The organism is Rhizomicrobium palustre (assembly GCF_011761565.1).
Lineage (GTDB): Bacteria > Pseudomonadota > Alphaproteobacteria > Micropepsales > Micropepsaceae > Rhizomicrobium > Rhizomicrobium palustre.
On record NZ_JAASRM010000001.1, the window covers coordinates 2,441,394 to 2,467,642 of the forward strand.

Consider the following 26,249-nt stretch of genomic DNA (forward strand, 5'->3'; position numbering starts at 1 on the left):
CAAGTCCGGTAACCATGGTCAAGAGTAGGACAGCCGGACTCATGTTGAAGCCTCGCACGGACCTCACGCCCAACACCTTCGAAAACGAACTCTATCCTCTGGTGACGCCCAACGGCTTTCGCGAATACGACGCGCGCTGGCTGTTCGGCAAAGAGCTGAACCTTCTGGGCGTGCAGGCGCTGGGCCTCGGCCTTGGCACCTTCTTCCAGAGCCGCAGTGTCACCCGCGTCGCCACGGGCCATGACTATCGCGCCTATTCCTTGTCCATCAAGCAAGCGCTTACCCTCGGCCTGATGAATGCGGGCATGGAAGTCGTCGATGTCGGCGTCTGCACCACGCCGGTCGCCTATTACGCGCAGTTCGCGCTCGATTGCCCCGGCGTGGCGATGGTCACGGCGAGCCATAACGAAAACGGCTGGACCGGCGTGAAGATGGGGGCGCAAAAGCCGCTCACCTTCGGTCCGGAAGAAATGACCGCGTTGAAGGACATCGTGCTGAATGGCAAGGGTGTGGAGAAGGCGGGCGGTAAATACACCTTCGTGGAAAATTTCCGCGAAGAGTATCTCAAGGCCGTCACTGAAGGTCACAAGCTCTCGCGCCCGATCAAGGTGGTGGTCGCTACCGGCAACGGCACGGCTGGCGCGTTTGGTCCCGAAGCCTTGCGCCGCATTGGCGCCGAGGTGATCGAGATGGATGCGAAGCTCGATTATACCTTCCCGAACTACAATCCGAACCCCGAAGACCTCGAGATGCTGCACAAGATGGCCGATGCGGTGAAAGCCCATGGCGCCGAGCTTTGCATCGGTCTCGACGGCGATGGCGACCGCTGCGGCGTCGTCGATGACCAGGGCGAGGAAATCTTCGCTGATAAGGTCGGCGTGCTCTTGGCCCGCGATATGTCCACCGCTCATAAGGGCGCGCAATTCGTGGTCGATGTGAAGTCGACGGCGATCTACAACATCGATCCGGTGCTGAAGGCCAATGGCGTCAAGGTCGATTACTATAAGACCGGCCATTCCTACATTAAGCGCCGCACCGCCGAGCTGAAGGCGTTGTCGGGCTTCGAGAAGTCGGGCCACTATTTCTTCAACCCGCCTTATGGCCGTGGCTATGACGACGGCATCGTCGCCGCCATCGCCGTGCTCGAAATGCTCGATCACGCCGGCGGCAAGAAGCTGTCGGAACTCGAAGCGACGCTGCCCAAGACCTGGTCTTCGCCGACCATGAGCCCCTATTGCCCCGATGGCGAGAAGTACAAGGTGGTGGAAGCCATCACCAAGGAATACGAAGAGATGAAGGAGAAGGGCGAGAAGATCCTCGGCCAGAGCATCGTCTCTATCGTGACCGTGAATGGCGTGCGCGTGACGCTGGAAGACGGCACCTGGTGTCTGGTGCGTGCCTCCTCCAACAAGCCCTCGCTGGTGGTGGTGGTGGAAAGCCCGGTCTCCGAAGAAGGCAAGATCGCCATCTTCCGCGACCTCGACGCCCGCCTCTCCAAGCACAAGGAAGTCGGTGAGTACGATCAGAAGATCTGATCGCATCGCAAAAGCGATTGCGGAAAGGGGCTGCTCACGCAGCCCCTTTTTGTTTTGGTGAAGGGTGTGTATTGACAATGTCAGTACATTGTTTTATGCCTGCGATGCAAAGGAGCCTCTCCCATGTCCCAGCCGGGCCGAAAGGATGATGTAATTCAGATTAGAGCCTCGGCGGAAACGAAGGCTCTATTGAATCGTGCTGCGCAATTGCGTGGTCAGAAACTTTCGGAATTCATGCTCGATAGCGCCCGCCGGGAAGCCGAAACGGCGATCCTGGATCAGCGTGTTTTCTTTTTGGACGATGAAGCGCACACGGCTTTTCTCGCCATGTTGGATGCGCCGCCAAAGCCAAACGCTGCGCTGAAAAAACTGCTTTCCCGCAAGCCTGCCTGGGAGCGCTAATTTCCCTTGGGCACCATTCTTCGCCCCGTGCCGCTAAATGCCCAGCATGATGTCTCGGATTTCGCCAACGGCAAGCATCCTGAGCTTGATCTTTGGCTGAAGGAGCGTGCTCTTCCCAGCGAAGGTCTATCTGCGCGTTGCTATGTAATCTGCACGAAGGACGCGCCGTGCAAAGTCATCGGCTATTATGCGTTATCCACGGCCATGGCGGAGAGATTGGCGCTTCCGAGCGCGAAGCTGCGGCGAGGAATGCCTGAGAGGGTGCCGCTGCTTCTTATCGGACGGTTGGCAATCGACGCGTCCATGCAAGGCCATGGCTATGGTGCGGATTTGCTCAGCGACGCAGTTCGTCGTTGTTGTACAGCGGCCGAGATTGTCGCTGCGCGTGCGATTATCACCCATGCGATTGATGAGGCTGCTGTCCAGTTCTATGCCCACCACGGATTTCGTCGATCACTGTTCGGCGAGCGGTTAATGGTTCTGCCCATTGAGGACGTGAAACTCGGTATTCTCGGATAGTCTTGCCGTTGAAATTAGCCCGCTAAGTCCCCATCTAATGTGGGCTCTTTGACTTCGCTGGATGACCACCTCAGCATCGCTTTGATGCGCACAAATTTTCTGGCGATTTTCTAATGCCGTCAGGCCGTTATCGCCCAAAACGCCGATTGGAACGTAAATTTTTGCATTTCCGTCCCCGCGTCTATCCAACAAGGAGGCAGGGCACAAAAAACGTGCAAACGCGAATACCAAAATCAAGCTGTTGGGGAATTTGATGTGACCCGCGCCATGCATGGTGCGTGTTTCGAGGCCGCGCATCTTTCGCCGTGCCAGCTCTCTAATTTTCTTCAGGCGCGAGCCGTTCGCCTGCATTTGAGATGAGAAGAATTATCCGGGCGGCGAGCCTCGAAGCACGCACAGCGCACCACCACAGCTCACCATCACCCCAGCGCATCCCACAGCATTTTGCCCGTCGTGATCACCACCACGATGGCGAAGGGGCCGATGAGGCGCTTGGCGTCCACCCCGTAGCGATAATGGGCCGCAACCGCGGAGGTGGCGAACATCACCGGCGCCACAATGCCGAAGCCGAGCAGATTGAAAAAGCCATAGGAGTATTTCGGCAAGCCTTCCGCGTTCCAGCCCATCACCACCGCAAGCACAGCGCCTATCGCGGTCACGGCAATGGCAATGAACCAAGCCAAAGCCTCGCTCGCCTTGCGCGATGGCAAGGTGTTAGAGGAAAGGGCGAGTGCGATGCCGGTCGTGCCGGTGATGAGCCCCGCCATAGTCTGAGCCGCTCCAGTCTTCGCAACGAAGCGATCAACCCTCTTGGAACGGCTCGCCCAAAACGTCACCACAACCACGGCCAACGCGAAAAGACCGAAGAAAATCTCACGCAGCATTGCGGGAAAAAGAAAAAGTCCCGCCATACCCAATACCAAACCCATCGCGACAAAGGGCAGCGCCTGTTTCACCTCTGACGGGTTCAGCGCCTTGGCGTGATGCGCGGCCATGTTGAGGCTGAGCGGCAGAAGGCAGGCAAGGCTGGTGCCTGCGGCAAGCGGGAAACGCACCGCCGTGGCTACCCCCAATTGCTCCGCCACCTGATACAGCGCGGGCACCAGGATCAGCCCCGCGCCACGGCCCAAGAGGCCCGAAAAGAGCCCCGCCGCCGCGCCCGCGATCAACAATCCGAGACCAAGGGTTCCGGCATCGCTGCCGCCGCTGAAAAAGTCCATCGCTGTCACCTTGTGTGCGGCGGCAGTTCAACTTGCCTCGCCGCGCGGCGCAAGCCATCTTGCAGGAAAATGGAGTGCATCATGAAACGCCGCACAGTCTTGGGCCAAATGGTATTGGGCGCGGTTGCAACCGCTGCGCTTTCCACTCAAAAGGCAAAGGCCGAAGCGATGAATGCCAGCGGTGCACTTTCCACCGATCCCACCGAAACGATCCCGCTCTGGCCGGGCACGCCGCCGGGCGGCGAGGGCGTTTCACTGCCGAACGAGATCGTGGAGCGTTCCACCGACATCAACGCTTTTCATGATCGCTTCGTGCACAAGGTCGGCACGCCCTTGCTGACGGTGTTCCGTCCCGAGCGGCCCGATGGCTCAGCCATTTTGATGGCGCCGGGCGGCGGCTATGTCCGCGAGGTGCTCGACAAGGAAGGCTTCGAGACGGCGCGCTATTTCAACAAAGCGGGCATCACCGTCTTTGTGCTGCGCTATCGCTTGCCGGCGGAAGGCTGGAAGAATGGCGCCGATGTGCCGTTGCAAGATGCCCAGCGCGCGCTGCGCCTGATCCGCGCCCATGCGGACCATTACGGCCTCGATGTGAAGCGCATCGGCGTGATGGGATTCTCCGCAGGCGGACATGTCGCCGCCTCGCTCGCCACCCGTTTTGCCGAGAAGGTTTATGCGCCCATCGATTCTGCCGATGCGCTGGACGCGCGCCCCGATTTCGCCGGTTTGATGTATCCGGTCATCACCATGTCGGCCGCCGCGCATATGGGCTCGCGCAAAGCCTTGATCGGCGACGCGCCAAGCGCTGAGACGATCGCGCATTATTCCTGTGAGATGCGGGTGGCCGCCGATACCGCGCCCAGCTTCATCGCCTTTGCGCAGGACGATACCGCGGTGCCGCCTATCGGCAATTCCGTGGCGATGTATCTCTCCCTCGCCAATGCCAAAGTGCCGGTCGAAATGCATGCCTTCCAGGAGGGCGGTCACGGCTTCGGCATTCGTCAGGCACAAGGAAAGACCTGCGCCGCTTGGCCGGAATTGTTCCTCACCTGGGCACGGCGTGGCGGCTGGGTGAAGGGCTAATCCCAATTGGGCTTGCACGGGGCGACTGGCGTGTTGCCCTGTCCGGGCTCAATTTTATACAGCGTCAGGAAGCGCAGCTTGGGCGGATGGATCGGCCCTTTGCGCTTCATATCGGCATAAGCGCAGAGAAACTTCGTCGCCGCGATGGCCGATTGCGGTGAGCTCGCGAAGAGATATTCGGAGTACAGCAGCTCCGCCTTTACGCCCTTCGCGACCGGCGGCAGCGCGGGATAATCCGTCATCAGATACACCGGCCCCTTCTTCAGCTGGGCTTCCAGATCGGCGCGATCAAAGAGAATGTCGATGCGATAAGGCTTAGGCCGCACCATCGGGTAATTGTCGAAGCGGTCCGCTTCATAGCTGAAGCCCTGAAAGCCGCTTGGGAAATGACGATAGAGATACTTCGCCATGCGCATATGCGGGCGCAGGCCGAAGGGATAAAGCGCCAGGAACACCATCGCCACGACGGCGGTCCAGAGCACGAACTTGGCGGCGAAGGATTGGCGATAAGCCCACACCCGCTCGAAAACGGGAAACGGGCGCCCTGGCGCGAAGGCCATCACAGGATAAGCGGTGAAGAAATAGACCAGCGGGAACAGGAAGCGCTCTTCCTTATGCCCCATCAGGCAATGCACCAGGAAGAATGGCACCGTCGCCCAAATGATGACATGGCGCGGGTTGCGGATCACCGCGATCACCATGGCGATCATCAGAGCTGCCGTGATGGGCGCGAAGATGGTGCCGATCTCGAGATAGAAATACGCAAACCACGGCGAGGTGCCGAAAACTCGCGAGGCGACGCCCTGGATCAGATTGACGTCAACATAGTTCCACGGCGGGAAACACCACACGCCATAGCCCCAACGGTCGATCAGGGCCGAGATGGCGACAACCGCAAGCCCGCCCGCGATGAAGGCCGCAAGTTTTGTCCAATGCAGCCGGGCCTGGAATGCTAACCAAGCGAACAATCCCAGCACCAGGAGGGCTGCCTGGAAGCGGCATTCAAACGCCGCCCCGCACAACAACCCAGCCCAGAAGAGCGGCGCGAGGCGATCCTTGCCGCGTACCGCCACCACTAGCGCCAAGGCGAAGAACGCCGCCGAGGCCGTCTCCGATGCGGTGCGGACGAACAGATACGGCAGAAAGCCCATGAAGGGCAGCAGCCGCGCATAGGCCATGCGCGCGCCGGGGCGGGAAAGATCGCTAATCAGGAAGCGGGCGAAGACCGCCAAGACGTAGAGCGAGAAGGCGCCCGTCACTGCCCGGAGCACGAACATCAACGCGAAGGGATCGAGCCCTAACAGCGTGAGCGGCTTGGCAATGAGGAAATAGAGAAACGGCTGGAAGAAGGGCCGCGCCTTGGCGGCATATTCCCAAGGCAGCTCCGCCGGGCTTGTAAGCCCGAGCTTCATCGCCATGTATTCCAGGATCTGGAAGTGCTCGTCCGGGAAGAAGAAGGTCTGGCTGAACCAAGCCGTCAGGGCGGTGACGAGGGCAAGGAGGATGAGCGAGCGCCGGAGCGTCCCCTCCAGCGAGGGATCGCGCCACATCGTCGCCAGCCAGATTTTCGCCTTCGTGGCCACGCGCGGGGTCATGGAGTTCTGCCTCATGACCCCTGGTTAGGCGGGCGCCCCGGCCCCGTCAACTGTCAGGCCAGAAGGGCGAGTTTTCCCGCCTTGAGGCCGAAACTTGCGGGCTTCTTGGCCCCCAGCGTGACCGGCAAAGCCTCGCCGCCATAGCGAAGGGTGAAGGACTGTTTGCCATTTGCGGTGAGGGTCAGCCGTTCCAGCGCGCCGTTTTTCCAGGATAAATCGGCGGTAACGCCGCCGCGTGCCCGCACACCTTTGAGCGAGCCATTCGGCCAAGCCTTCGGCAGCGCGGGCAGGGCGATGATCTGGCCGTTGAAGCTCTGCAGCAGCATTTCGGAAATGCCATTGGCGCCGCCGAAATTGCCGTCGATCTGGAAGGGCGGATGCGCGTCGAACATATTGGGATAGGTGCGTTCCGGCCCTGCGAGGAACTTCAGGATCTTGAAGGCATGCTCGCCATCGGCCAGTCGCGCCCACCAATTGAGCCGCCACGCCGTGCCCCAGCCGGTCGCCTCATCGCCACGAATCTCGAGCGACTTCTTCGCGGCATCGGTCAGCTTCGGCGTGTCGTAAACGTTGAACTGCGATGAGGGAAACAGCCCATAAAGATGGCTGACATGGCGATGATGGATATCAGGCGCGTCCATATCCCAATCTTCCAGCCATTCCTGCAACTGTCCCGCCTTGCCGATCAAATCCGGCGCCAGCTTGGCCCGCATCGCCTTTACCTCCGCCGCGAAGGCGGTATCGGATTTAAGCTGCGCTGCCGCCGCCGCGGTGCAATCAAAGAGATCGCGCAGGATTTGCGTATCCATCGCGGGGCCAGCGCAGATCGTGGTGCCGAAGGGGTGATCATGCTCGGGCGACATCGACGGGTTGGTAACCATCCAGCCATGTTTGGGATGGGCCACCAGCGTATCGAGGAAGAACTGCGAAGCGCCCTTCATCAAAGGATACAACTCCTTCAAGAAGGCGGCATTTCGGCTGTAATCATAGTGATCGTAAAGCTGGACGCACAGCCAAGCCCCACCCATAGGCCAGGTGCCATATTGCGCCCCATCGATCGGCGCCGTTGCGCGCCAGATATCGGTGTTGTGGTGGGCGACCCAGCCGCGCGCGTTGTACTGCTCCTTGGCGGTGACTTGGCCGGTAACAGCGATGTCCTTCACCAGCGCCAGCAGCGGCTCGACGCATTCGGGCAGATTGCCGGGCTCGGCGATCCAGTAATTCATCTCGGTATTGATGTTGATCGTGTACTTGCCTTGCCAGGGGGCGTTCAGGCTCTCATTCCACAGCCCTTGCAGGCCCGCCGCTTGTCCGCCCGGACGTGAGGAGGAGATCAACAGATAGCGCCCGAACTGGTAATAGAGCGCCGCCAGCGCGGGGTCGGATTCCAAGGCATCGGCGTGAACGCGCTTGTTGGTGGGAAGATCGGCCACCGCGCTGCGGCCAAGGTCCAGCTTCACGCGGCCAAACAGGCGCTGATAATCGGCGATGTGATCGGCCAGGAGCTTTTCATAAGGCTTGGCGGCGGCTTTCTCGATGGCGGCTTTGGCAAGTGCTTCCGGCTCGCCGGAAATATCGTCGTAACGCTTGAAGTTGGTATTGATCGCGATCAGCAGCGTCACGGCATCAGCGAATTGAACGCGCAGGCCCTTGTCGGTTTTGATCAGCCTGCCGCCCTCGTTCAGCATGCGCACGCGGGCATTGAAGCGGAGCTTACCAGGGATGCCTTGCTGGTCGGTGTTGACGCCGCGCAGAATGAGATCATTTCCATCCATCGCGACATTGGTCTTTTGCGGGCTTTCGAAGCCGATGGCGAAAGACATGCCCTTCGGGGCATCCGCCTTGAAACGCACCACGATCACCTGATCCACGGCGCTGGAGAAATATTCGCGCACGAAATTCTTGCGGTCGCGCACAAACTCGATCCGCGCCACCGCGCTTTCAAGGTCCAGGCTGCGCCGGTACTGCAGTGAGGGTCCCGCCCATTCGTCATTGATCAAAAGGCTGCCGACGGTCTGATAGGAAAGCTGCATCAGCGGCTCAGCCATCATCTCCTTATTGATGAAATCCTGCGCCTCGCGATAGCGGCCTTCGAAGACCAGCTTCTGGGCTTCCTTCAGATGTGCGGCGGCGCCTTTATGCGCGGGCTGATAGGGGCTTCCAGCCCAGAGCGTGGATTCATTGAGCTGAATACGGTCCTCGCTCGGTCCGCCATAGATCATCGCGCCCAGGCGGCCATTGCCGATGGGCATGGCTTCCACCCATTCGGCGGCGGGCTGCTCATACCACAGCGTCAGATCGCTTAGCTTTTCCCGCGTCGTTGGGGTAAGGGCGCTCGCGGCCTTGAGGCTGCCAAGAAAGGCAGCCGTCATCTGCATCGCCATACGGCGGGAAAAGGTCATGGATGTCTCCCCAGTGTTTTTGTTGACTGGGGATATAGCACACTTGTCCGAGAAATGCCCCGGCGACTAAAGCGCCGCTACGGGTGTTTTCAGATGCGCCAAAGCCGCGTCCAGAACCTCCACACCCGCCTCATAACGGGTGGCGTTCTCGGAGAGGTGACGGCGGAAGGCGCGCGCCCCCGGCTTGCCGTGAAAGACGCCGAGGATATGCCGGGTCATAGCGTTGAGCGGGACGCCTTGGCCGCGTTTTTCGGCCACATAATCGCGGAATTTCGCCATCGCTTCGTCTAGCGAAACCGGCGCGCCACCGAAAAGCCGGGCATCGACCTCAGCAAGGATGGACGGATCTTGATAGGCCGCACGCCCCAACATGACGCCGTCGAGATGCTGTAGGCAGGCCTCGGCCGTCTCGAGACTGGCGATCCCGCCATTGATCACAATTTTGAGATCAGGGTTCTCGCGCTTCACAGCATAGACCAGCTCGTAATCGAGCGGCGGGATTTCCCGGTTTTCGCGTGGCGATAGCCCGCCCAGAATGGCCTTGCGGGCATGCACCACGAAAATCCTGACGCCAGCTTGTTTGCAGGCCGCGATGATGGTGCGTAGCGCGATCTCGGGCTCCTGCTCGTCCACCCCGATACGGCACTTGATGGTGACCGGTACTTTCACCTTCGCTAGCATCGCAGCGGCACACTCCGCTACCAGCTCTGGCTCCAGCATCAAACAGGCACCGAACTTACCTGATTGCACCCGGTCCGACGGGCAGCCGACGTTGAGGTTGATCTCGTCGTAACCGTAATCCTCGCCGATTTTTGCGGCTTCGGCGAGCAGGGCCGGATCGGAGCCGCCCAATTGCAACGCTACCGGATGCTCTCGCGCATCGAAGCCCAAAAGCTTCTCGCGGTCGCCGCGGATCACCGCCTGTGCCGTGACCATCTCGGTGTAGAGCAGGGCGTTGGCCGACAGGAAGCGGTGGAACATACGGCAATGCCGGTCCGTCCACTCCATCATGGGGGCGACACAAAAACGATGCGAGAGGGGCGATAATTCGGGCATTTTCACAAGGATTTACAAGGGTTGTATCAATGGGGGACATATTATCCCGAGGATTACGGCTTGCAAAAGGCGGGGTGGGCTGATACCAGAACAATTAGTTAGGTACCTAATTATATTTGAGCTCGCCCCCATGGACAGCGTCAAACAATCAAAGCGAGAATTTGTTTTTCGCATGATGTCCCTCAGCAAGGCGTATCGGCGGTATGCCAATGAGGAGCTGGAGCGGAGCGGCCTGTCGCATTCCACGGCGATGGTAGTGATGCTTTTGAGTGAAACGCGGGCCGAGTGTTCGCAGAAATTCCTTGCCGATCATCTTGATGTGGCGCCGGCCTCAATGGTGCCGCTGCTCAAGCAGATTGAAGCGGCGGGATTGATTACCCGGCGCCAGGATGCCGAGGATAAGCGCGTCAACAATATCGAACTGACGCCGGCCGGCGTGACGCTCGCCAAAGAGGCGCGGCGGGTACTCGATGGTGTTCGCCAGCGTCTATTCGTGGGGATTGATCCGGCAGATGTCGAAGCCAGCTTGCGGGTGCTGGAAGGTTTGCAGAGCGCTCTCGCGGCGCAGAAGCCGCGTGTGAAGTAGTGCCCTCTATGCGTATCGGTTGGCGAGAACTGGTCTTTTCGGCCAATAGCTTTGGCGCTGCCATGCTGGCGCTCGCTGTTTCGTTCATTTGCGATCTTGACCGGCCCTATTGGGCGATGATGACCGCCTATGTCACGGCGCAGCCATTCAGCGGGGCGCTCCACTCCAAAGCGCTGTTTCGCATTGCCGGAACGGTGATTGGTGCGGCGGCGATGGTGTTTCTGGTTCCGCCCTTGTCCAGCGCGCCCGTGCTTTTATCGCTAGCAATCGCGCTGTGGGTCGGGGTGTGCCTGTATTTCTCTCTTTTGGATCGCACGCCGCGCTCTTACATTTTCATGCTGGCAGGCTTCACTACCGCCTTTATTGGGTTTCCGATTGTGGGCGCGCCCGCCACAGCCTTCGATGTAGGGGTTTCGCGCGTTGAAGAAAACTGCGTCGGCATTATCTGCTCGATGCTGTTTCACACGGTTTTCTTCCCGCGCAGCTTGCGCCTTTCCCTGGCGGACCGGTTTGGCCAGGCCGTGGACGATCTCACCTCCTGGTGCACCGACACCTTTGCCCGCAAGAAGGACGCAGTGCGGCGGCGCGGGCGTTTGCGCTTGGCGGCCGATATTACCGAGCTGCACATGATGGCCACCAATGTGCCGTTCGATACCCATGAGCCGCAGCAGTTTGGGCAGATCATCGCCACGGTCGAGGAAAAGCTGATCCGGCTCTTCCCGCTGATCACGGGCCTGTCAGAACGATTCAAGATGCTGGAGAAGAGCGGGCCGCTGCCGCAGCGTCTGACGATGTTGCTGGCGGACATCTCTCATTGGATGCACGCCTCCGCGCCAAGTGAAACGGTGGCGGTCCTGAAAAAGCGCTGTCATGGCCTTCAAAAGCTCGAAGGAAATCCGTCCTGGCGGGAAATGCTGCTGTTCAATATTGCCACACGGCTGTCTGAGCTTGTCGATATATATGCCTCCTGCCGCAAGCTGGTCACCACGATGGGAGATCGCGAAGCGCTGAAGGCGGTCAGGCCGGGCGCCGGCAAGCAGGCGCGCGTTCTGCACACCGATAAGTTGGACGCGTTCTATTCCGCGCTATCCTGCGCAGGCATCGTCTTTCTGGGATCGGTCCTTTGGATCGTCTCTGGCTGGCCGGATGGCGGCACTGCGGTGATGATGGGCACGGTGACCTATTGCCTTTTTGCCAGCCAAGCCAATCCTGTACCTGCGCAAAAGGCCTCGCTTTATAATACGGCGCTCGCCAGTGTCGTGGCGGGAATTTATCTCTTCGCGATATTTCCCAACATCCATAGCTTTGTCGGCCTTGTCCTTGTGCTCGCGCCGGTTTTGCTGACTGCAGGTGTGCTGCTCGCCCAGCCAGGCGGTCTGAAATATCTATCCTTCATAGTGCCGTTCTGCGGAAGCCTGACCCTTACGCGCCATTTCCAGCCGGATTTCCAGGCTTTCTTGAATTGGAACGTGGCGCAATTCGTCGGTATTGCGGGTGTGGTCGCCGCGACGCGCATCTTGCGCAATGTGAGCGCGCATCGGCGCATCCACACTGTTTTACAGGCCACGGCGACCGACATTGCCGACATCGCCCGCGGCGACAAGCGCATATCGAGCAGTGCCTGGATCAGTTTGATGGTCGATCGCATCGGACTTTTGGCACCTTACACCGATATCATCAAATCGAGTCCGCGTTACGCCTCCGTCAACACCATGATTGGGATGCGGACCGGGCTGAACGTCATCCGGCTGCGGCGAGCGCTCGCCCATTTGCCCGCTGAATATTCGCAGCGTGGCGAAACGCTGATGTCTGCGTTAGCGGAGCATTTCGCCGCACAAGCCCGTCAGGTTGAGGCCCTCCCGCCGCCATATGGGCTTTTGCGGGATGTTGAGGAAGGGCTCGCCGCGGTCTCCGCTATGCCCGCCAATCGTTTGCGCAAGGCTATCGCGAATGCCCTGACGGGACTTCGCTGCAATCTCTTCCCACTGGAGGCGAGCGCATGATCTCTGATTATGCCGTGTTTGGCGTTTTGATCCACCCCTACATGCTGGCCCTGATCTTCGCCATTCTGGTGTCACGGCCCGTTTGCCTGCTGATCAATCGCGCTGGGTTTTACCGCTTTGTCTGGCATCCCGGCCTGTTCGATATGGCGGTGTTCTTTCTGCTCTATGGCATTTTCGTTTGGATGTTTGTGCCCGGCCTGTTGTCCGGCGCGTTTGCGTAAGGTGTGTTCATGAACTGGCTTCGGATCGGTAAAGGCGCCGTCACCACCCTGTTTGTCATTGCCGCGATCGTTACCGTGATTGGTCTGTGGCGCTTCTACGAAGTTTACCCGCGCACGCCAGATGGCAAGGTGCGGGCTGACGTGGTGCTGATTACACCTGATGTCTCGGGGCTGGTCACAAAGGTGTTTGTTGCGGATAACCAGCATGTAAAAGCCGGGCAGGTGTTGTTCGAAATCGACCGCCAGCGTTTTGCGCTGGAGGTGGAGCGAGCCAAGGCCGCTTTGGCCGCAAAAAGGGCCGCGCTGCAGCAGGCCGCGCGCGTTTCGCATCGCAATGCCGGGCTGAGTGGCCTCGTCGCCAGAGAAGAGGTCGAGCAGGGCAATGCCAAAGTTGATGCGCTGACGGCAGAGGTGCATGAAGCCGAAGCTCAGCTCTCCACCGCCATGCTTAATCTCGATCGTGCGAGCGTGCGCGCCTCCGTCGACGGCAAGATCTCCAATTTCAGCCTGTTGCCAGGCGCCTATGCCTCCGCGGGCAAGCCGGTTTTCGCGCTCATCGCGCTTAACTCCATTCATGTGGACGGCTATTTCGAGGAAACTAAAATCAGCCGTATTCATGTGGGCGATCCGGTGCGCGTGCGGTTGATGGGCGAGAGCGGCGAGATCAAAGGCCATGTCGTAAGCATTGCCGGTGGTATCGAAGATCGGGACCGGGTTACGGGCGGAAATCTTCTCGCCGATGTGAATCCGACCTTCAGCTGGATCCGCTTGGCGCAGCGCATCCCGGTGCGGGTCGCGCTGGAGAACCCGCCGCGCGATATGGCGCTCGTACTTGGCCGCACGGCGGCCGTTGATGTTCTGCCGCGGGACCGGTGAGGATCATGCGCCGTTTAGCTCTTCTCTTTTCCGCTCTGGCGCTCGGTGCATGCACCGCTGGCCCTGATTATCTACGGCCCGAGAACTCCGCCCATGCGAAGGTGGGACGCGATTTCAAGGAGACACTGCCGCACGCGGTCTCGAAGGAGGACATGCCCGGCAAATGGTGGCACCTCTACGAGGATAAAACGCTGGACGGTTTGATCGAGGAAGCCTTGCGTAACAATACCGATTTGCGCATCGCGGCGGCCAATATCAAGCGCGCCGAAGCGTATAAGGCGGAAATCGCTGATCGCGCCAAGCCGCAAACCGAACTCGGCGGCGGTGTTTCTTATGGCCAGCTTTCCGCCGAAGAACATTTGATTTTCGGCCACGCCCTGCCATCGGATTTTGTCTATAGCCTGGGCGGCGGGCTCTCGTATGACCTCGATCTCGCGGGCCAAATCAAGCGCGCGATAGAGGCGGCGAAGGCCGAGAGCGAGGCCAGCCGTGCCGCTTATGATGCGGTGCGCATTGGGGTTGTTGCAGAAGTGAGCCGGAGCTACCTCGATGTTTGCGCGGCGGGGCGTGAGCTCGATTTGGCCGAGGAGATGATCTCCGTTCAGGATTCCTTGAAATCCGTGAATGCGCGCCTGACGGCATCGGGCCGGGCGGCGGAGAATACGCGCCAGACCTATAACGCGCAGCTTTGGCGGATAAGAGCGGCGCTGCCGGTTCTGCAAGCCCGGCGCAAACAGGCTGCCTATCGGCTGGCGGCTCTGATGGGCAGCGATATCCCGCCGGATGTGATGGGCTGCCACGCCGTACCTGAGCTCAAGGCCCCTGTTCCTGTCGGCGATGGCCGCGCTTTCCTGGAGCGTCGACCCGACGTGCGTGAAGCTGAGGCGGGGCTGAAAGCTGCGACCGCGCGCATTGGCGTGGCGATGGCCGACCTTTATCCGCACATCACTCTGGGCATCAGCGGTGGATCGACCGGTCTGTTGAAGAACATTGGCGATAGCGACACCTACAAATATTCCATTGGGCCGCTGATCTCTTGGGAGTTTCCGCAGCGCGGTACCGTTGAAGCCCGCATCCGTGCCGCCGAGGCACGGGATGAGGCTGCACTCGCGCTTTTCGACCGCACGGTTCTCAACGCTTTGCGCGATGCAGAAATTTCGCTCTCAGCTTACGGCCGCGATCTGGACCAGAACGGGGATTGGCAAAGGGCTGAAGCGGCGCAGGCCCGCCTTGCGGCCGATAGCATCGCGCTGCAACAGCGCGGGCGGCAGAGCCTCACTGAGACCCTGCTGGCGCGTCGCAATCACTTGCAGGCGGAGCAAGACGTCGCGGCCAGCAAGGCGCGGCTGGCGGCAGACCAAATCAGCCTTTTCGCAGTGCTCGGCGGCGGCTGGTAGTCCCAGCAATCTTGTTCCGGTAGCGAAAATGTGAGCGCGAAGGCGGCCCCCATCGCAGCTTCGAATTGCACGCGCGCGGGAAAGGCGGTATCAAAAACTCAGACAATAAAACCAAATATGGGGAGAAATATGCGCGTCCGTGCAGCCGTTGCCGTTTCGTCGGTCTTACTCTTTTCACTTTCAGCCAAGGGGGAGGAGGCGCCGTATAAGAACCCTGATCTCTCGCCGCAGGTCCGCGCGGCGGACCTTGTTTCGCGCATGACCTTGGATGAGAAGGTGCTCCAGATGCAGAGCACCTCGCCTGCCATCCCGCGCCTGGGAGTGCCGGGTTATAACTGGTGGGGTGAGGCGCTGCATGGCGTTGCCAATGGGCATGCCACCGTGTTTCCGCAAGCCATCGGCCTTGGCGCGACCTTTGATCCAGATCTCATTCATCGCGTCGCAGATGTCATCTCCACCGAGGCGCGCGCTAAATTTCATGAAGCGATCCGCAACGGAGTGCCACCGCGCCAGGGCATTCTGCCGACCGACATCGCGCTGACCTTCTGGTCGCCCAACATCAACATCTTCCGCGATCCGCGCTGGGGCCGTGGCCAGGAAACATACGGCGAAGATCCCTATCTGTCCGGCCGTCTTGGCGTTGCCTTTGTGAAGGGCATGCAGGGCGATGATCCGCGCTATCTGAAAACCGTGGCGACGCCCAAGCATTACGCCGTCCATAGCGGCCCTGAAACGCAGCGCCATACCTTTGATGCACGCGTCAGCGATTACGATCTCAACAACACCTATCTTCCGGCCTTCCGTGCAGCAGTGACCGAGGGTAAGGCGGAGTCAGTGATGTGTGTGTATAACTCCGTTGCCGGTGTGCCGGGCTGCGCCTCCGCCGATCTCTTGCAGAAGACGCTGCGCCAGGATTGGGGCTTTAACGGCTATGTGGTGTCGGATTGCGGCGCGGTCGACGATATCTTCCGTACCCACAAATACACCAAGACCATGGGCGAGGCGGCGGTCGCGGCCGTAAAAGCCGGCACCGATCTTTCCTGCGGCACGGAATACGAAACTCTTCCCGCAGAGGTGAAGGCGGGGCGCATCTCCGAAGCAGACATCAACCGCGCACTGGAGCGCGATTTCGTCGCGCGCTTCCGTCTTGGCATGTTCGATCCGGTGGAACGCGTGCCCTATGCGTCGATTCCGATTACCGAGAACGATTCTGCCGCGCATCGCAAATTGGCGTTGGAAGCTGAGAACAAGGCGATCGTGCTGTTGAAGAACGATAAGAACGTTCTTCCCTTAGCTGCGAATGTGAAGACCATCGCGGTGCTGGGGCCGTCGGCCGATGATCCCTCTGGCTTGCTGGGCAATTACAATGGCATCTCCACCAAGCAGGTGACACCGCTGGAAGGCATCACCAAGCAGTTCACCAAGGCGCAGGTGCGTTATTCCGTGGGCGCGGCCTATACCGATTCAACACCGGTGCCGGTGACGTCCGCGGCGCTCTCGCAGGCGGATGGCAAAGGTGCGGGCGTCAAGGTCGAATATTTCGACAATGCCGAGCTGAAAGGCACGCCCAAGCTCACGCGTATCGAATCCCGCATTCACTTCAGTGACCGTTCCGCGGATGCGGAATCGAAAGCGGTGATCGCCGGGAACAAATATTCTATCCGTTGGAGCGGCACCTTCACCCCACCGGTGTCGGGTGAGTATCTGCTCGCGGCCCGCACCCACATGTGGAACCGTGGCGGCAAGATTCACATGTTCATCGATGGAAAGGATGTCGGCTCTAATTCGGTGCAAGGCCCGGGCGCTATTCCGGGTGCACAGCCGATGGGCCGCATGGCCTCGCGCAACGCCGATGCCAAGCTGAGCTTTGAGGCTGGCCGTGCTCATTCCATCCGCGTGGAACTGAGCCAGGATGGACCAGAAGGCACCACGGATTTGAATTGGGTCCCGCCGAAAGCTGCCGCCTTGGCCGAAGCGGCGAAGGTTGTGAAAGCCTCCGACGTGGCGGTGGTCTTTGTTGGGCTCAACTCTGGTCTCGAAGGCGAGCAGAATCCGAACGTCAATATTCCTGGCTTCTTCGGTGGCGACCGCACCAGCATCGATCTGCCGGAACCGCAGGAAAAGTTGGTTCAGACCGCCATTGCAACTGGCAAGCCGGTAATTGTGGTGATGACCAGCGGCAGCGCGCTTGCCGTGAACTATGCGGCTGAGCATGCCGCAGCGGTGATCAGCGCCTGGTATGGCGGCGAGGAAACCGGCACGGCCGTCGCGCAGACACTCGCCGGTGTGAACAATCCGGCGGGGCGTTTGCCGGTCACCTTCTATAAGAGCACCGATCAGCTTCCGCCCTTCACCGATTACGCCATGAAAGGGCGCACCTATCGCTATTTCTCTGGCGAGCCGCTTTATGGCTTCGGCTATGGCCTCAGCTACGCCAAGTTCGAGTATTCGGGGCTGAAGACGGAGCGCAGCGCCAGTAGCGCCACTGTTACTGCCACGGTCAAGAACAGCTCAAATCGCGACGGAGATGAGGTGGTGCAGCTCTATGTGTCTGGCACGGGGCAGGAAATCCGCTCCTTGAAGGGCTTTGAGCGCGTTCACTTGAAGGCTGGCGAAAGCCGGGTGGTGAGCTTCCCGCTCAAGGATGTTCCGGCCTCGAAGATTACCGTCAGTGTCGGCGGCGGTCAGCCGGTGAAGGGCGTTGCCTTCGTGCAAGGCAGCCTGTAACAGCCGCGAAAGAGAGATGCTGCGGTCCTTTTTCCGGGACCGCAGCATTTTTTTATGGCTTAGCGCGCGGCTTGGGCTGTGCGGGTCAGGGTGAATTGCCCCGATACACCTTCATGCTCGGCCGAAGGCGCGATCCAGACGAAGTAATTGCCGGGCTCGATGGTTGGCTGGAGCTTTTGGTCCAGGAAGGCGAGGTCGGCGGCCGCAATCGTGAAGCTGACCTTTTTGGATTCGCCCGGTTTCAGATCCACGCGCTTATAGGCTTTCAGCTTGCGCACCGGCTGTGTGACGCTGGCCGGATTCTTGCGCGTATAGAGCTGCACCACTTCCGTTGCGGGGCGTGTGCCTGTGTTGGTGATCATGGCGGAGACTTCAATGCTGCCATTGGCCGTGATGCTCGGCGTGCTCTGTATGAAACCGGAATAGGCGATGTGGCCATAGGTGAGGCCATAGCCAAAGGGGAAGCGGGCAGCGTTCGGCGTGTCGATGAAGTTGGTCCTGAATGGATCGTATTTCTCCGAGGTGGTCGGCCGCCCGCTGGATTTGTGGTCGTAGTGATAGGGCTCCTGGCCGGGGCTGCGCGGAAAGCTGACCGGCAACCGCGCCGAGGGGCTCGCTGCGCCAAATAGCACATCCGCGATAGCCGGGCCGGTTTCGGTGCCCAGGAACCAGGTCACCACGATGGCTTGCGCCTGCAGCACGGCACCTTCCAATGCCAAGCTGCGGCCGGTCTTGAGCAGCACTACAATGGGCTTGCCGGTTTTCGCCACGGCCTCCGCCAGCGCTTGCTGCGCGGGCGGCATGACGATCTGGCTGCGTGAATGGGATTCACCGGTCATGTCCTGGCTCTCGCCGATGGCGAGCAGTACCACATCGGCGTTTTTCGCCGCGGCGACCGCAGCATCTATGCCGCCCGGAATGGGCACTTCGATGTCAGAGCCTTTCACCACCGAAAGCCGTGCAGGATCGGTGATGACGCGGCGCAGGCCGGTCGCCAAATCTACCGCTTCCGCATCGACGCCAAATACCGTCCAGGGGCCGACGAGATCATGCGGACCTTCCGCGAACGGACCGATCAGGGCGACGCGCTTTCCTTGCGGGGAAAGAGGGAGCAGGTCGCCATCGTTCTTCAAGAGCACGATGGAGCGCTGCGCCGCCTCGCGCGCCAAAGCGCGATGGGCCGGAATGAAGACGCGGGTTTTGGCGCGTGCGGGATCAAGGCGGCGATAAGGATTTTCGAACAGGCCCAGCTCGGCTTTGACATGCAGGATGCGGCGCACCGCTTCATCCACGCGCGACATCGGCACTTCGCCGCTGGCAACCAGGCTCGGGAGATGGGTGATATAGAGTGCGCTCGACATGCTCATATCGACCCCGGCCAGGATGGCGAGCCTCGCAGCATCGCGGCCATCGGCGGCAAAGCCGTGATGGATCAGCTCGACATCGCTGCCCCAGTCGGACACGACGAAGCCGTCGAATTTCCACTCCTTATGCAGCACATCGGTAAGAAGCCAGGGATTGGCGCTGGCCGGTATGCCTGCGATCTCGTTGAAGGCAGCCATGGTGGAGAGCGCACCCGCATCAAAGGCGGATTTGAAGGGGGGCAGATAAACTTCGCGCAAGCTGCGTTCGGAAACATCGACGCTTGAATAATCGAGCCCTGCTTCGGCGCCACCATAGGCTGCAAAATGTTTGGGGCAGGCCAGAACCGCGTCATTGTCCTTCAGGCTCTTGCCCTGGAAGCCGCGCACGCGCGCCGCCGCCATGTCGCTGCTGAGCAGCACGTCTTCGCCTGCGCCTTCGACGCCGCGGCCCCAACGGGCATCGCGCGCCACGTCCACCATCGGCGCATAGGTCCAGTCAAGACCGCTCGCGGCCGCTTCGATGGCAGCAACGCGTGAAGTTCGTTCAGCAAGACTGGGATCAAAGCTCGCCGCTTCTGCCAGGGGCACCGGGAAGATGGTGCGATAGCCATGGATGACATCCGCCCCAAACATCATCGGAATGCGCAGGCGCGACTGCTTGGTGGCGACATCCTGGAACATCCGCATCGCTTCCAGCGAGGGGGTGTTCAGAAGACCGGTCAGCCGTCCAGCTCTTGCGTCGGCGAATTGTTTCTGGAATGAGGCGTCGGGCTGGGCAGGATTGAATGTCGCCACACGGCCATCAACAGCGGCGGGCATTAAGGTGAGCTGGCCGGCTTTTTCTTCCAGCGTCATCTGCGCCAAGAGCGCGTCCAGAGTGGGCGATTTGCCAGTCGAGGCTGCGGCGAGCGCCCGGATGGGGCTTGAGCCCCAAGCGGCGGTGAGTGCCGCAGCGAGCATGGCGCTGCGTCGCGTGATGGACTTTTCCATGTGCTGTAATCCCCCTGAATCTTTGGGTTTTGGTAAATCAGGCTTACGGTCTTTGCTGTGCCGCTTATGTAGCTACAGCCACTCTAAGTTTTCCCTGCGCCAGCGCCAAGGATCGGCGAGACGTCAAAATAGCCCGCCCCCAGGGGCGTGACGAAAGGGGCGGCGTGTACCCCTTACTAAAGCTGCAGGAATTTTGCCGAATGGGCATGGTAGCGCTCGCAAACTGGGCCAACTTGCGATAGAGGTCAATGAAGCCCGGTACAGGGCGCGCCAGGGGGAACAGCTTTAGGGGAGCGGCATGCGATCGCCCACTATTGTCGATATTGCGCGGGAGGCGGGCGTTGCCTTCAGCACTGTGGCGCGCGTTTTCAACGGCAGCGGTCCCGTCAAACAAGAGACCCGCGAGCGCATAGAAGAAGTGGTCGCCCGGCTTGGATATAAGCCAAATGTCTGGGCACGCTCGCTGCGCAGCGCACGCTCGCATTTGATTGCCATGCTGTTGATGCCAACCTCCGAGGCTGGAGCCGAAGACCCTTCGCTGTCTGGCGAAGAGAATCTTGCGATTTCGTCCTATTACAACAGGCTGCAAGTCAGCGCGATGACGGAGTGCCAAGGGGCTGGCTACCGCCTGTTCGTTGAGGCCTTTCCAAGCGGTACGCGCTCCATTTCCAAGCGTCTCGCGGCAATGGCTGCAAAGACCCAGCTCGATGGGGTGCTTCTGGTGCCCCCTCTGTCCGACCAGCTTGGCGTCATGAAGACTCTGCGCAAGCTCGAGATTCCGTTTGTGCGCGTCTCTCCTTACACTCACCTTGGCATGTCCTCTTATGTCTGGATTGATGACCAGCGCGCCTCTTACGAATTGACTTGCCATCTTCTCAGCCTCGGGCATCGCGACATCGCTTATATAAAGGGCGCACCAGATCATCAGTCGAGTGAGGCACGCTTTCGCGGCTTTTGCGCCGCCATGGAAGAGGCCGGTATCCGCGTCCGCCCCGAATTCGTTGTTGAGTACACTTATTCTATGCGCTTCGGCTCGCAGGCTGCTGAACGTCTTCTTTCCGCCCGCAAGTGCCCGACGGCCATCATATGCTTTAACGACGATGTTGCTGCGGGCGCGATGACTGCGGCATATCGGCTTGGCCTGGCTCTTCCCAAAGATCTTTCCATTGCGGGATTCGACAACTCGCCCATCGCCTCTGCGTTATGGCCAGGACTGACCTCTGTCTATCAGCCGGTAGGCGATCTCGCGCGTACCGCAACGAAGCTCCTCATCCGCGAAATCGAAACTGGCGAATCCGCTCCATCTCAAAAGCTTGAACACAAGCTTGTGCTGCGCGGTTCAACGGCATCGTCTTCGAAATAGCAGCGATTTCCTGCATCGCATTCAGCGCGAAGATCATCACACTGCGGTGATCAATGCATTGCGCTGTCTCAATTCAAGCTTGTGCTTGGCTTGTTTTCTCCTTGTGATCACATCTGCGCGGCTGCAGCTCAATCTTTGATTGCTCACAAATTCGCGTTTTTAAACCGTGATAACGTTATCTTTCGATCACGCGTTCATTTCTCTCAGATTCCTGGCGGCGAAAAAGCCACTATGGTGGCGAATTCAGAGAACCTAAGGGAATTTACCACTGGAAAATAGCAACGTTGCCATTTATGAAAGCGCTGTCAAGTGGCGTCGTATCATTCGGCCTCGTTGCTGCACAACCACCCCGGCGTCACAGAAGGGGAGAGGAAACATGAAAAGTAAAAACTTATTGCTCTGTGGTGCGTCGGCTTTCGCGATCGTTGCTGTCGCCACTCCAGCTCTTGCGCAAGACACCATGGAAACGGTCGTTGTGACCGGCATGCGCGCGAGCCTGCAATCGGCCCAAAGCATCAAACAAAATGCCGATAAAATCGTCGATTCCATCACTGCTGTTGATATTGGCGCGCTGCCGGATCGCAGCGTGGCTGAAGCGCTTCAGCGCATTCCAGGCATTCAGATTACACGCACCGATGCAGTCGCCGACCCCGTCCGCTGGGCTGGTTTTGGTAACGGCGTCTTTATTCGCGGTCTTTCCTGGGTTTCCGCGCTGACCAATGGCGAAGAGACCTTCGGCGCCGTAAACGGGCGCACCATCAGCTTCGCCGACGTTTCGGCCAATCTGATGCGCAGCGTTGACGTTTATAAGAACCCGGACGCTTCGATGATCGAAGGCGGCATTGGCGGCGTGGTTGACCTCAACACCCGCAAGCCCTTCGACCAGGATGGCCGTATGATCGCCCTGTCCGGCGACTACACCTTCGGCTCCATCTCGGGCCGTTATGCGCCGTCGATCAACGCCCTCATCAGCGACCGCTGGCACACTGGCATCGGTGAAATTGGCCTTTTGCTTTCGGCCGACTATCAGGATCTTCGCGCCTCCAATAACACCGTCACGGCGGGCGTTTTTGACGGCACGGCGACGGTTGGCGGCAGCACCGTGCGTTACCCGCAGGACGAAGCGCTCGGTAATCGCCGTCTCGATTGGAAGCAGCCGCGCGTGGCGCTGGATGCCACGTTGCAGTGGCGCCCGACCGAAGCGCTGGATGTCACCTTCACCTATCTCTTTTCCAAAGCCGAACCGAGCAGCAACGAGCATCAGGTCGCCTGGACGATCCCGACGGATCAGACCAGCCTGAACGGTTTCAAATACGATGCCCAGGGCTCCTTCATCGGTGGCACGTTCAATAACGCCGCCACCAACGCCAGCGATGTCAACAATTTCGGCAGCCGCTTCAGTGCCCGCCATAACATCAGCGCCAATTATTCTCTGGCGGTGAAGTACAATCCGACCGACGCTCTTGAAGTGAATTTCGACGCCCAGTATGTCGATTCCCGCTCGACCGTGTACGACATGAGCGTCTTCGAAAAGGTGAAGAACAACCAGTGGTGCTATTTCGCGGCCAACAATTGGAGCGACAACTGCTCCGCTGCGCCGACCAGCGCCCGCTACTACCCGAATGCGCCGGTCATCAACTACACTTCCGATCTTTCCACTAACACACCGCGCCTGTCTTATACGGGCGATGTGGCGCAGCTGGCGTCTCCCTCGAGCTATATCTGGGGCGCCGCCATGGACCATCTGGAGAATAACTACGCGCATGCGTGGTCGACTAAGGCTGACGCCAAGTACAGCTTCTCCAGCCGTCCGCTGGATTGGATCAAGGATGTCCGCTTCGGCTTCCGCGCCAATCTGAAGCAAGCCGTCACGCGCCAGTCCGGTTGGAATTGGGGCCCCTTGAGCTATCAGTCCTGGCAGAATGGCTGGGTCTTCGGCAAGGATGGCACGACCCCGTCCATGGTCGCCGCGATTGGCGATGTCTCCACGGTCGCCAGCAACGCAGCTTCCGTTTATCACTTTAAGAGCGTCTTTGGTCAGGCCCTGCCCAACGTCGTGCTGCCGGATGTCAACTTCCTCAAGCAAGGCGACCAGGCTGTCTGGGACACGATCAAGAAAACCCAAGCAGGCAATGCCGCCATCGGCATCACCGGCATGTGGACGGCTCTCGCCGCGCAGGGCAACTGCACAGGTGTCGCCTACAAGTGCAATCAGATCTACAACAGCGCCACGCCTTCGGCTGACAGCAATTCGGGTGGTATCAATAACCAGACCGAAAACACCTATGCCGGCTATGCGCAGGTGGACTTCCTGAACGAACGCTTCCTCGGCTTCGACGTGCCGGTGGATGGCAATATCGGCGTGCGCATCGTCAATACCCAGGGCGAAAGCGGTGCCGGTTATATGATCCTGCCGGCGGTGGGTTCATGCGATCCCACCAAGACTTCCAACTGCGCCAACATCAACGAAGCCCGCGCTTTCGTCGGCAATAACGGCAATTCCCTGGTCGTGGCCACGCCGAGCGTGTCGCATAACTACACCGACGTGCTGCCGAGCTTTAACGTCCGCTTCGGCCTCAGCGATAAGCTGCAGTTGCGCGCCGCGTTCTCGCAAGGCATCGTCCGCCCGGACTTCGCCAACACGCAGAACAACACCTCGCTGCGCTATAACTTCCAGGATAGCGGCCTGTTCCAGACCGGCAATCAGGGTCTGATCGGCACGGGCGGCAATCCGAGCCTGAAGCCGCTCAAGGCAAATAACTACGATGTCAGCCTGGAATGGTTCTTCTCCAACACCGGCAGCATGTCCTTCGCGCTGTTCCACAAGGATCTGAGCAACTACTTCATGTCCTCGGTGGTGAAGGAGTCTTACACCCGCAACGGCATCAACGAGACTTTCTATCTCACCCGTTATGCCAACGGCGACAAGGGTAAGCTCGAGGGCTTTGAGTTCGCCTATCAGCAGTTCTACGACAGCCTGCCGGGCGCGTGGAGCGGTCTGGGCCTGCAGGCTAACTATACCAAGCTCTATAACAGCGGTGGCCACAACGCGATCCGCAACATCTCCAACGGCAATACGATCAGCAACGCGGCTGACACCACCTTGCCGATGGAAGGGATGTCGGACGACAGCGCCAACGTGGCTCTGCTCTATGCCAAGTACGGCATCGATGCACGCCTCGCCTACAACTGGCGTTCGCGCTATCTGATGAGCGCCTCGGCGGCCAACCTCAACACGCCGGTCTGGCAGCGCGCCTATGGTCAGCTTGACTCTTCGGTGATGTACGATCTGACCGACAACTACAAAGTTGGTGTCCAGGCCAGCAATCTGCTCGGCCAGACCACGATCCTGCAAGTTGGAGGTGCATCCTATCACCCCAATTACCAGTGGGTTGAGGGCGAACGTAAGTTCTCCGTCATCCTGCGCGCCAAGTGGTAAGGCGCGGATTTAAAGGGATGTGAATCGCGGATGAGGATTTGGACGTCCCCTTCCGTGTCGCTTAGCCTCTCCGGGGTTTTCCCCGGGGAGGCATTTTTTTGAACCTGAGGCAAATCAGAATAACAGGGAGAACGAGCAATGATTTTGAATAGACATTTGGCCAAGTGTTTCCTCTTGGCATCGGCCTTTGTGTTTTGCGCCATTGCTGCAGGCCCGGCGCGTGCCGACGATATTATGTCGAAGGCGGTGAACGATCCTTCGGTGGGCTGGAGTGTTTATGGTGCGCTGGCGAAGTCGGAGCTGATCAAAGATCCGGCTATCACCGGCGGCGTGGCAGAACGCATTACGTTGAGCGGTAAGGGTGAGCATCCTTGGGATGCAGGCGCTTCGAGCCCGCTGATCAAGCCGGTTGCGGCAGGCGATGTTCTGCTTCTGGCCTTCTGGGCGCGGGTGCAGACGCCTGCCACGGGCACGGATAGCGCAGACATCACTGGTAAGCTGCAGGAAAACACGGCACCCTATAATGCGCTGGGCGCGGATACGCCGGTGCATATCGGGGCGAAATGGAAGCTCTATTATGTCTATGGCACGGCCGCGAAAGCTTATGCGCCCAACACCGTGACAGCTTCGCTGCAACTTGCGTCTGCGCAGCAGACCGTCGATTTCGGACCGCTTTTTGTGCTCAATTTCGGGCCGGGTTACGACGTATCCAAGCTTCCTAAGAACTGAAGCTCGGCGCCCTAAAAAAGAAGAAACCGCCGTCCCGGGCTGGGGCGGCGGTTTTTTTGATAATACGTCTACGGACGATAAGGCCGGTTCAGCCCTTCTCGGCGGCGCAGCGCTCCAAGCCTTCCAGGATGTAACGATGCGCCGCGGCGGCATCGCCCCAGCCCAGAATCTTCGACCATTTGCCAGGCTCGAGATCTTTATAATGCTCGAAGAAGTGTTCGACCTGCTTGCGGGTGATCTCCGGCATGTCGGTATAGTTATGCACGTGCTCATAGCGCAGGGTTAGCTGCGGCGTGGGCACAGCGATGATCTTCTCATCGGTGCCGCCATCGTCTTCCATCATCAAGACGCCCACGGGGCGCACATTGACGAGGGCGCCCGGAACCAGGGCGCGGGTGTTGCACACCAGAACGTCCACCGGATCGCCGTCTCCCGACAGCGTATGGGGGATGAAGCCGTAATTGCCGGGATACCGCATCGAGGTATAGAGGAACCGGTCCACTACCAAGACGCCGGCTTCCTTGTCGATTTCGTATTTGATCGGCTCTCCGCCGATGGGGACTTCGATCAGAACATTGACGTCGTGGGGCGGGTTCTTGCCCGGAGCAATCTTGTCGATCCGCATGGTGTCTTTCGTCGCTAAAATGTCCGCCCGCGCCGCGTCCATGCAAAGCAATGCTTTGCCAAGGCCGGTGATGTCGAAGGGCTGGTCCGTACTAGAGCAAATTTCTGCCGAGCGGAA

19 protein-coding genes are annotated in these 26,249 nt (G+C 59.7%); 13 read left to right on the top strand and 6 right to left on the bottom strand.

Annotated features, from left to right (window positions below):
• The first annotated feature begins 41 nt into the window (after positions 1-41).
• The 3 genes from FHS83_RS10980 to FHS83_RS10990 all read left to right on the top strand — a co-directional run bounded on the left by FHS83_RS10980 (position 42) and on the right by FHS83_RS10990 (position 2,456).
• A complete protein-coding gene (locus tag FHS83_RS10980; RefSeq protein ID WP_167083002.1) occupies positions 42-1,535 on the top strand; it encodes a phosphomannomutase/phosphoglucomutase in 1,494 nt (497 codons plus the stop codon).
• A 123-nt stretch (positions 1,536-1,658) separates the two neighbouring features.
• Entirely contained in the window at positions 1,659-1,937 is a 279-nt protein-coding gene (locus FHS83_RS10985; protein WP_167083003.1) for a type II toxin-antitoxin system TacA family antitoxin, read from the top strand.
• Positions 1,938-1,943: 6 nt separating this feature from the next.
• A complete protein-coding gene (locus FHS83_RS10990) occupies positions 1,944-2,456 on the top strand; it encodes a GNAT family N-acetyltransferase (protein ID WP_208414498.1) in 513 nt (170 codons plus the stop codon).
• A gap of 419 nt (positions 2,457-2,875) precedes the next feature.
• On the opposite strand, the gene FHS83_RS10995 is transcribed toward FHS83_RS10990, so the two are convergent.
• Positions 2,876-3,676, bottom strand: coding sequence for a sulfite exporter TauE/SafE family protein (locus tag FHS83_RS10995; protein ID WP_167083004.1), 801 nt, complete (start codon positions 3,674-3,676; stop codon positions 2,876-2,878).
• An 81-nt stretch (positions 3,677-3,757) separates the two neighbouring features.
• Between FHS83_RS10995 and FHS83_RS11000 the strand changes: the two genes are divergently transcribed.
• Positions 3,758-4,759 (top strand): alpha/beta hydrolase, encoded by a 1,002-nt coding sequence (locus FHS83_RS11000; protein ID WP_167083005.1) that lies wholly within the window; start codon positions 3,758-3,760, stop codon positions 4,757-4,759.
• Here FHS83_RS11000 and FHS83_RS11005 read toward each other — a convergent pair.
• The 3 genes from FHS83_RS11005 to dusA form a co-directional block, all read right to left on the bottom strand.
• Positions 4,756-6,354 carry a glycosyltransferase family protein gene (locus tag FHS83_RS11005; protein WP_167083006.1) on the bottom strand — a complete coding sequence of 533 codons (1,599 nt, stop codon included), beginning with the start codon at positions 6,352-6,354 and terminating at the stop codon, positions 4,756-4,758. The genes FHS83_RS11000 and FHS83_RS11005 overlap by 4 nt on opposite strands.
• A 53-nt stretch (positions 6,355-6,407) precedes the next feature.
• Positions 6,408-8,756 carry a glycoside hydrolase family 95 protein gene (locus FHS83_RS11010; protein WP_167083007.1) on the bottom strand — a complete coding sequence of 783 codons (2,349 nt, stop codon included), beginning with the start codon at positions 8,754-8,756 and terminating at the stop codon, positions 6,408-6,410.
• Positions 8,757-8,822: 66 nt separating this feature from the next.
• On the bottom strand, positions 8,823-9,812 hold the full coding sequence (gene dusA / locus FHS83_RS11015) for a tRNA dihydrouridine(20/20a) synthase DusA (RefSeq protein ID WP_167083008.1): 990 nt from the start codon (positions 9,810-9,812) through the stop codon (positions 8,823-8,825).
• Between the two features lie 130 nt (positions 9,813-9,942).
• On the opposite strand from dusA, the gene FHS83_RS11020 reads away from it, so the two are divergent.
• The 6 genes from FHS83_RS11020 (at position 9,943) to FHS83_RS11045 (ending at position 17,622) form a co-directional block, all read left to right on the top strand.
• The gene (locus FHS83_RS11020; RefSeq protein ID WP_167083009.1) at positions 9,943-10,398 is read left to right on the top strand and encodes a MarR family winged helix-turn-helix transcriptional regulator; all 456 of its coding nucleotides are present in this window, start codon (positions 9,943-9,945) and stop codon (positions 10,396-10,398) included.
• Positions 10,399-10,406: 8 nt separating this feature from the next.
• A complete protein-coding gene (locus FHS83_RS11025) occupies positions 10,407-12,401 on the top strand; it encodes an FUSC family protein (protein WP_167083010.1) in 1,995 nt (664 codons plus the stop codon).
• The gene (locus tag FHS83_RS11030; RefSeq protein WP_167083011.1) at positions 12,398-12,622 is read left to right on the top strand and encodes a DUF1656 domain-containing protein; all 225 of its coding nucleotides are present in this window, start codon (positions 12,398-12,400) and stop codon (positions 12,620-12,622) included. Before FHS83_RS11025 ends, FHS83_RS11030 begins: the two co-directional genes overlap by 4 nt.
• A gap of 9 nt (positions 12,623-12,631) precedes the next feature.
• Complete coding sequence (locus FHS83_RS11035; protein WP_167083012.1) at positions 12,632-13,498, top strand: efflux RND transporter periplasmic adaptor subunit; 867 nt, start codon at positions 12,632-12,634, stop codon at positions 13,496-13,498.
• A 5-nt stretch (positions 13,499-13,503) separates the two neighbouring features.
• Positions 13,504-14,895, top strand: coding sequence for a TolC family protein (locus FHS83_RS11040; protein ID WP_167083013.1), 1,392 nt, complete (start codon positions 13,504-13,506; stop codon positions 14,893-14,895).
• Positions 14,896-15,024: 129 nt separating this feature from the next.
• Positions 15,025-17,622 (top strand): glycoside hydrolase family 3 C-terminal domain-containing protein, encoded by a 2,598-nt coding sequence (locus tag FHS83_RS11045; RefSeq protein WP_167083014.1) that lies wholly within the window; start codon positions 15,025-15,027, stop codon positions 17,620-17,622.
• A gap of 59 nt (positions 17,623-17,681) precedes the next feature.
• Here the strand turns inward: FHS83_RS11045 and FHS83_RS11050 are convergent, their stop codons facing one another.
• Entirely contained in the window at positions 17,682-19,976 is a 2,295-nt protein-coding gene (locus FHS83_RS11050; RefSeq protein ID WP_167083015.1) for a glycoside hydrolase family 3 N-terminal domain-containing protein, read from the bottom strand.
• A gap of 298 nt (positions 19,977-20,274) precedes the next feature.
• Here FHS83_RS11050 and FHS83_RS11055 point away from each other — a divergent pair, with 298 nt between their 5' ends.
• The 3 genes from FHS83_RS11055 to FHS83_RS11065 all read left to right on the top strand — a co-directional run bounded on the left by FHS83_RS11055 (position 20,275) and on the right by FHS83_RS11065 (position 25,507).
• Complete coding sequence (locus FHS83_RS11055) at positions 20,275-21,339, top strand: LacI family DNA-binding transcriptional regulator (protein ID WP_167083016.1); 1,065 nt, start codon at positions 20,275-20,277, stop codon at positions 21,337-21,339.
• 376 nt (positions 21,340-21,715) lie between these two features.
• Positions 21,716-24,778, top strand: a complete 3,063-nt coding sequence (locus FHS83_RS11060) for a TonB-dependent receptor (RefSeq protein WP_167083017.1) — start codon at positions 21,716-21,718, stop codon at positions 24,776-24,778.
• Positions 24,779-24,916: 138 nt separating this feature from the next.
• Entirely contained in the window at positions 24,917-25,507 is a 591-nt protein-coding gene (locus tag FHS83_RS11065; protein WP_167083018.1) for a hypothetical protein, read from the top strand.
• Positions 25,508-25,595: 88 nt separating this feature from the next.
• Here the strand turns inward: FHS83_RS11065 and ppa are convergent, their stop codons facing one another.
• Positions 25,596-26,132 carry an inorganic diphosphatase gene (ppa, locus tag FHS83_RS11070; protein WP_167083019.1) on the bottom strand — a complete coding sequence of 179 codons (537 nt, stop codon included), beginning with the start codon at positions 26,130-26,132 and terminating at the stop codon, positions 25,596-25,598.
• Between the last annotated feature and the right edge of the window lie 117 nt (positions 26,133-26,249).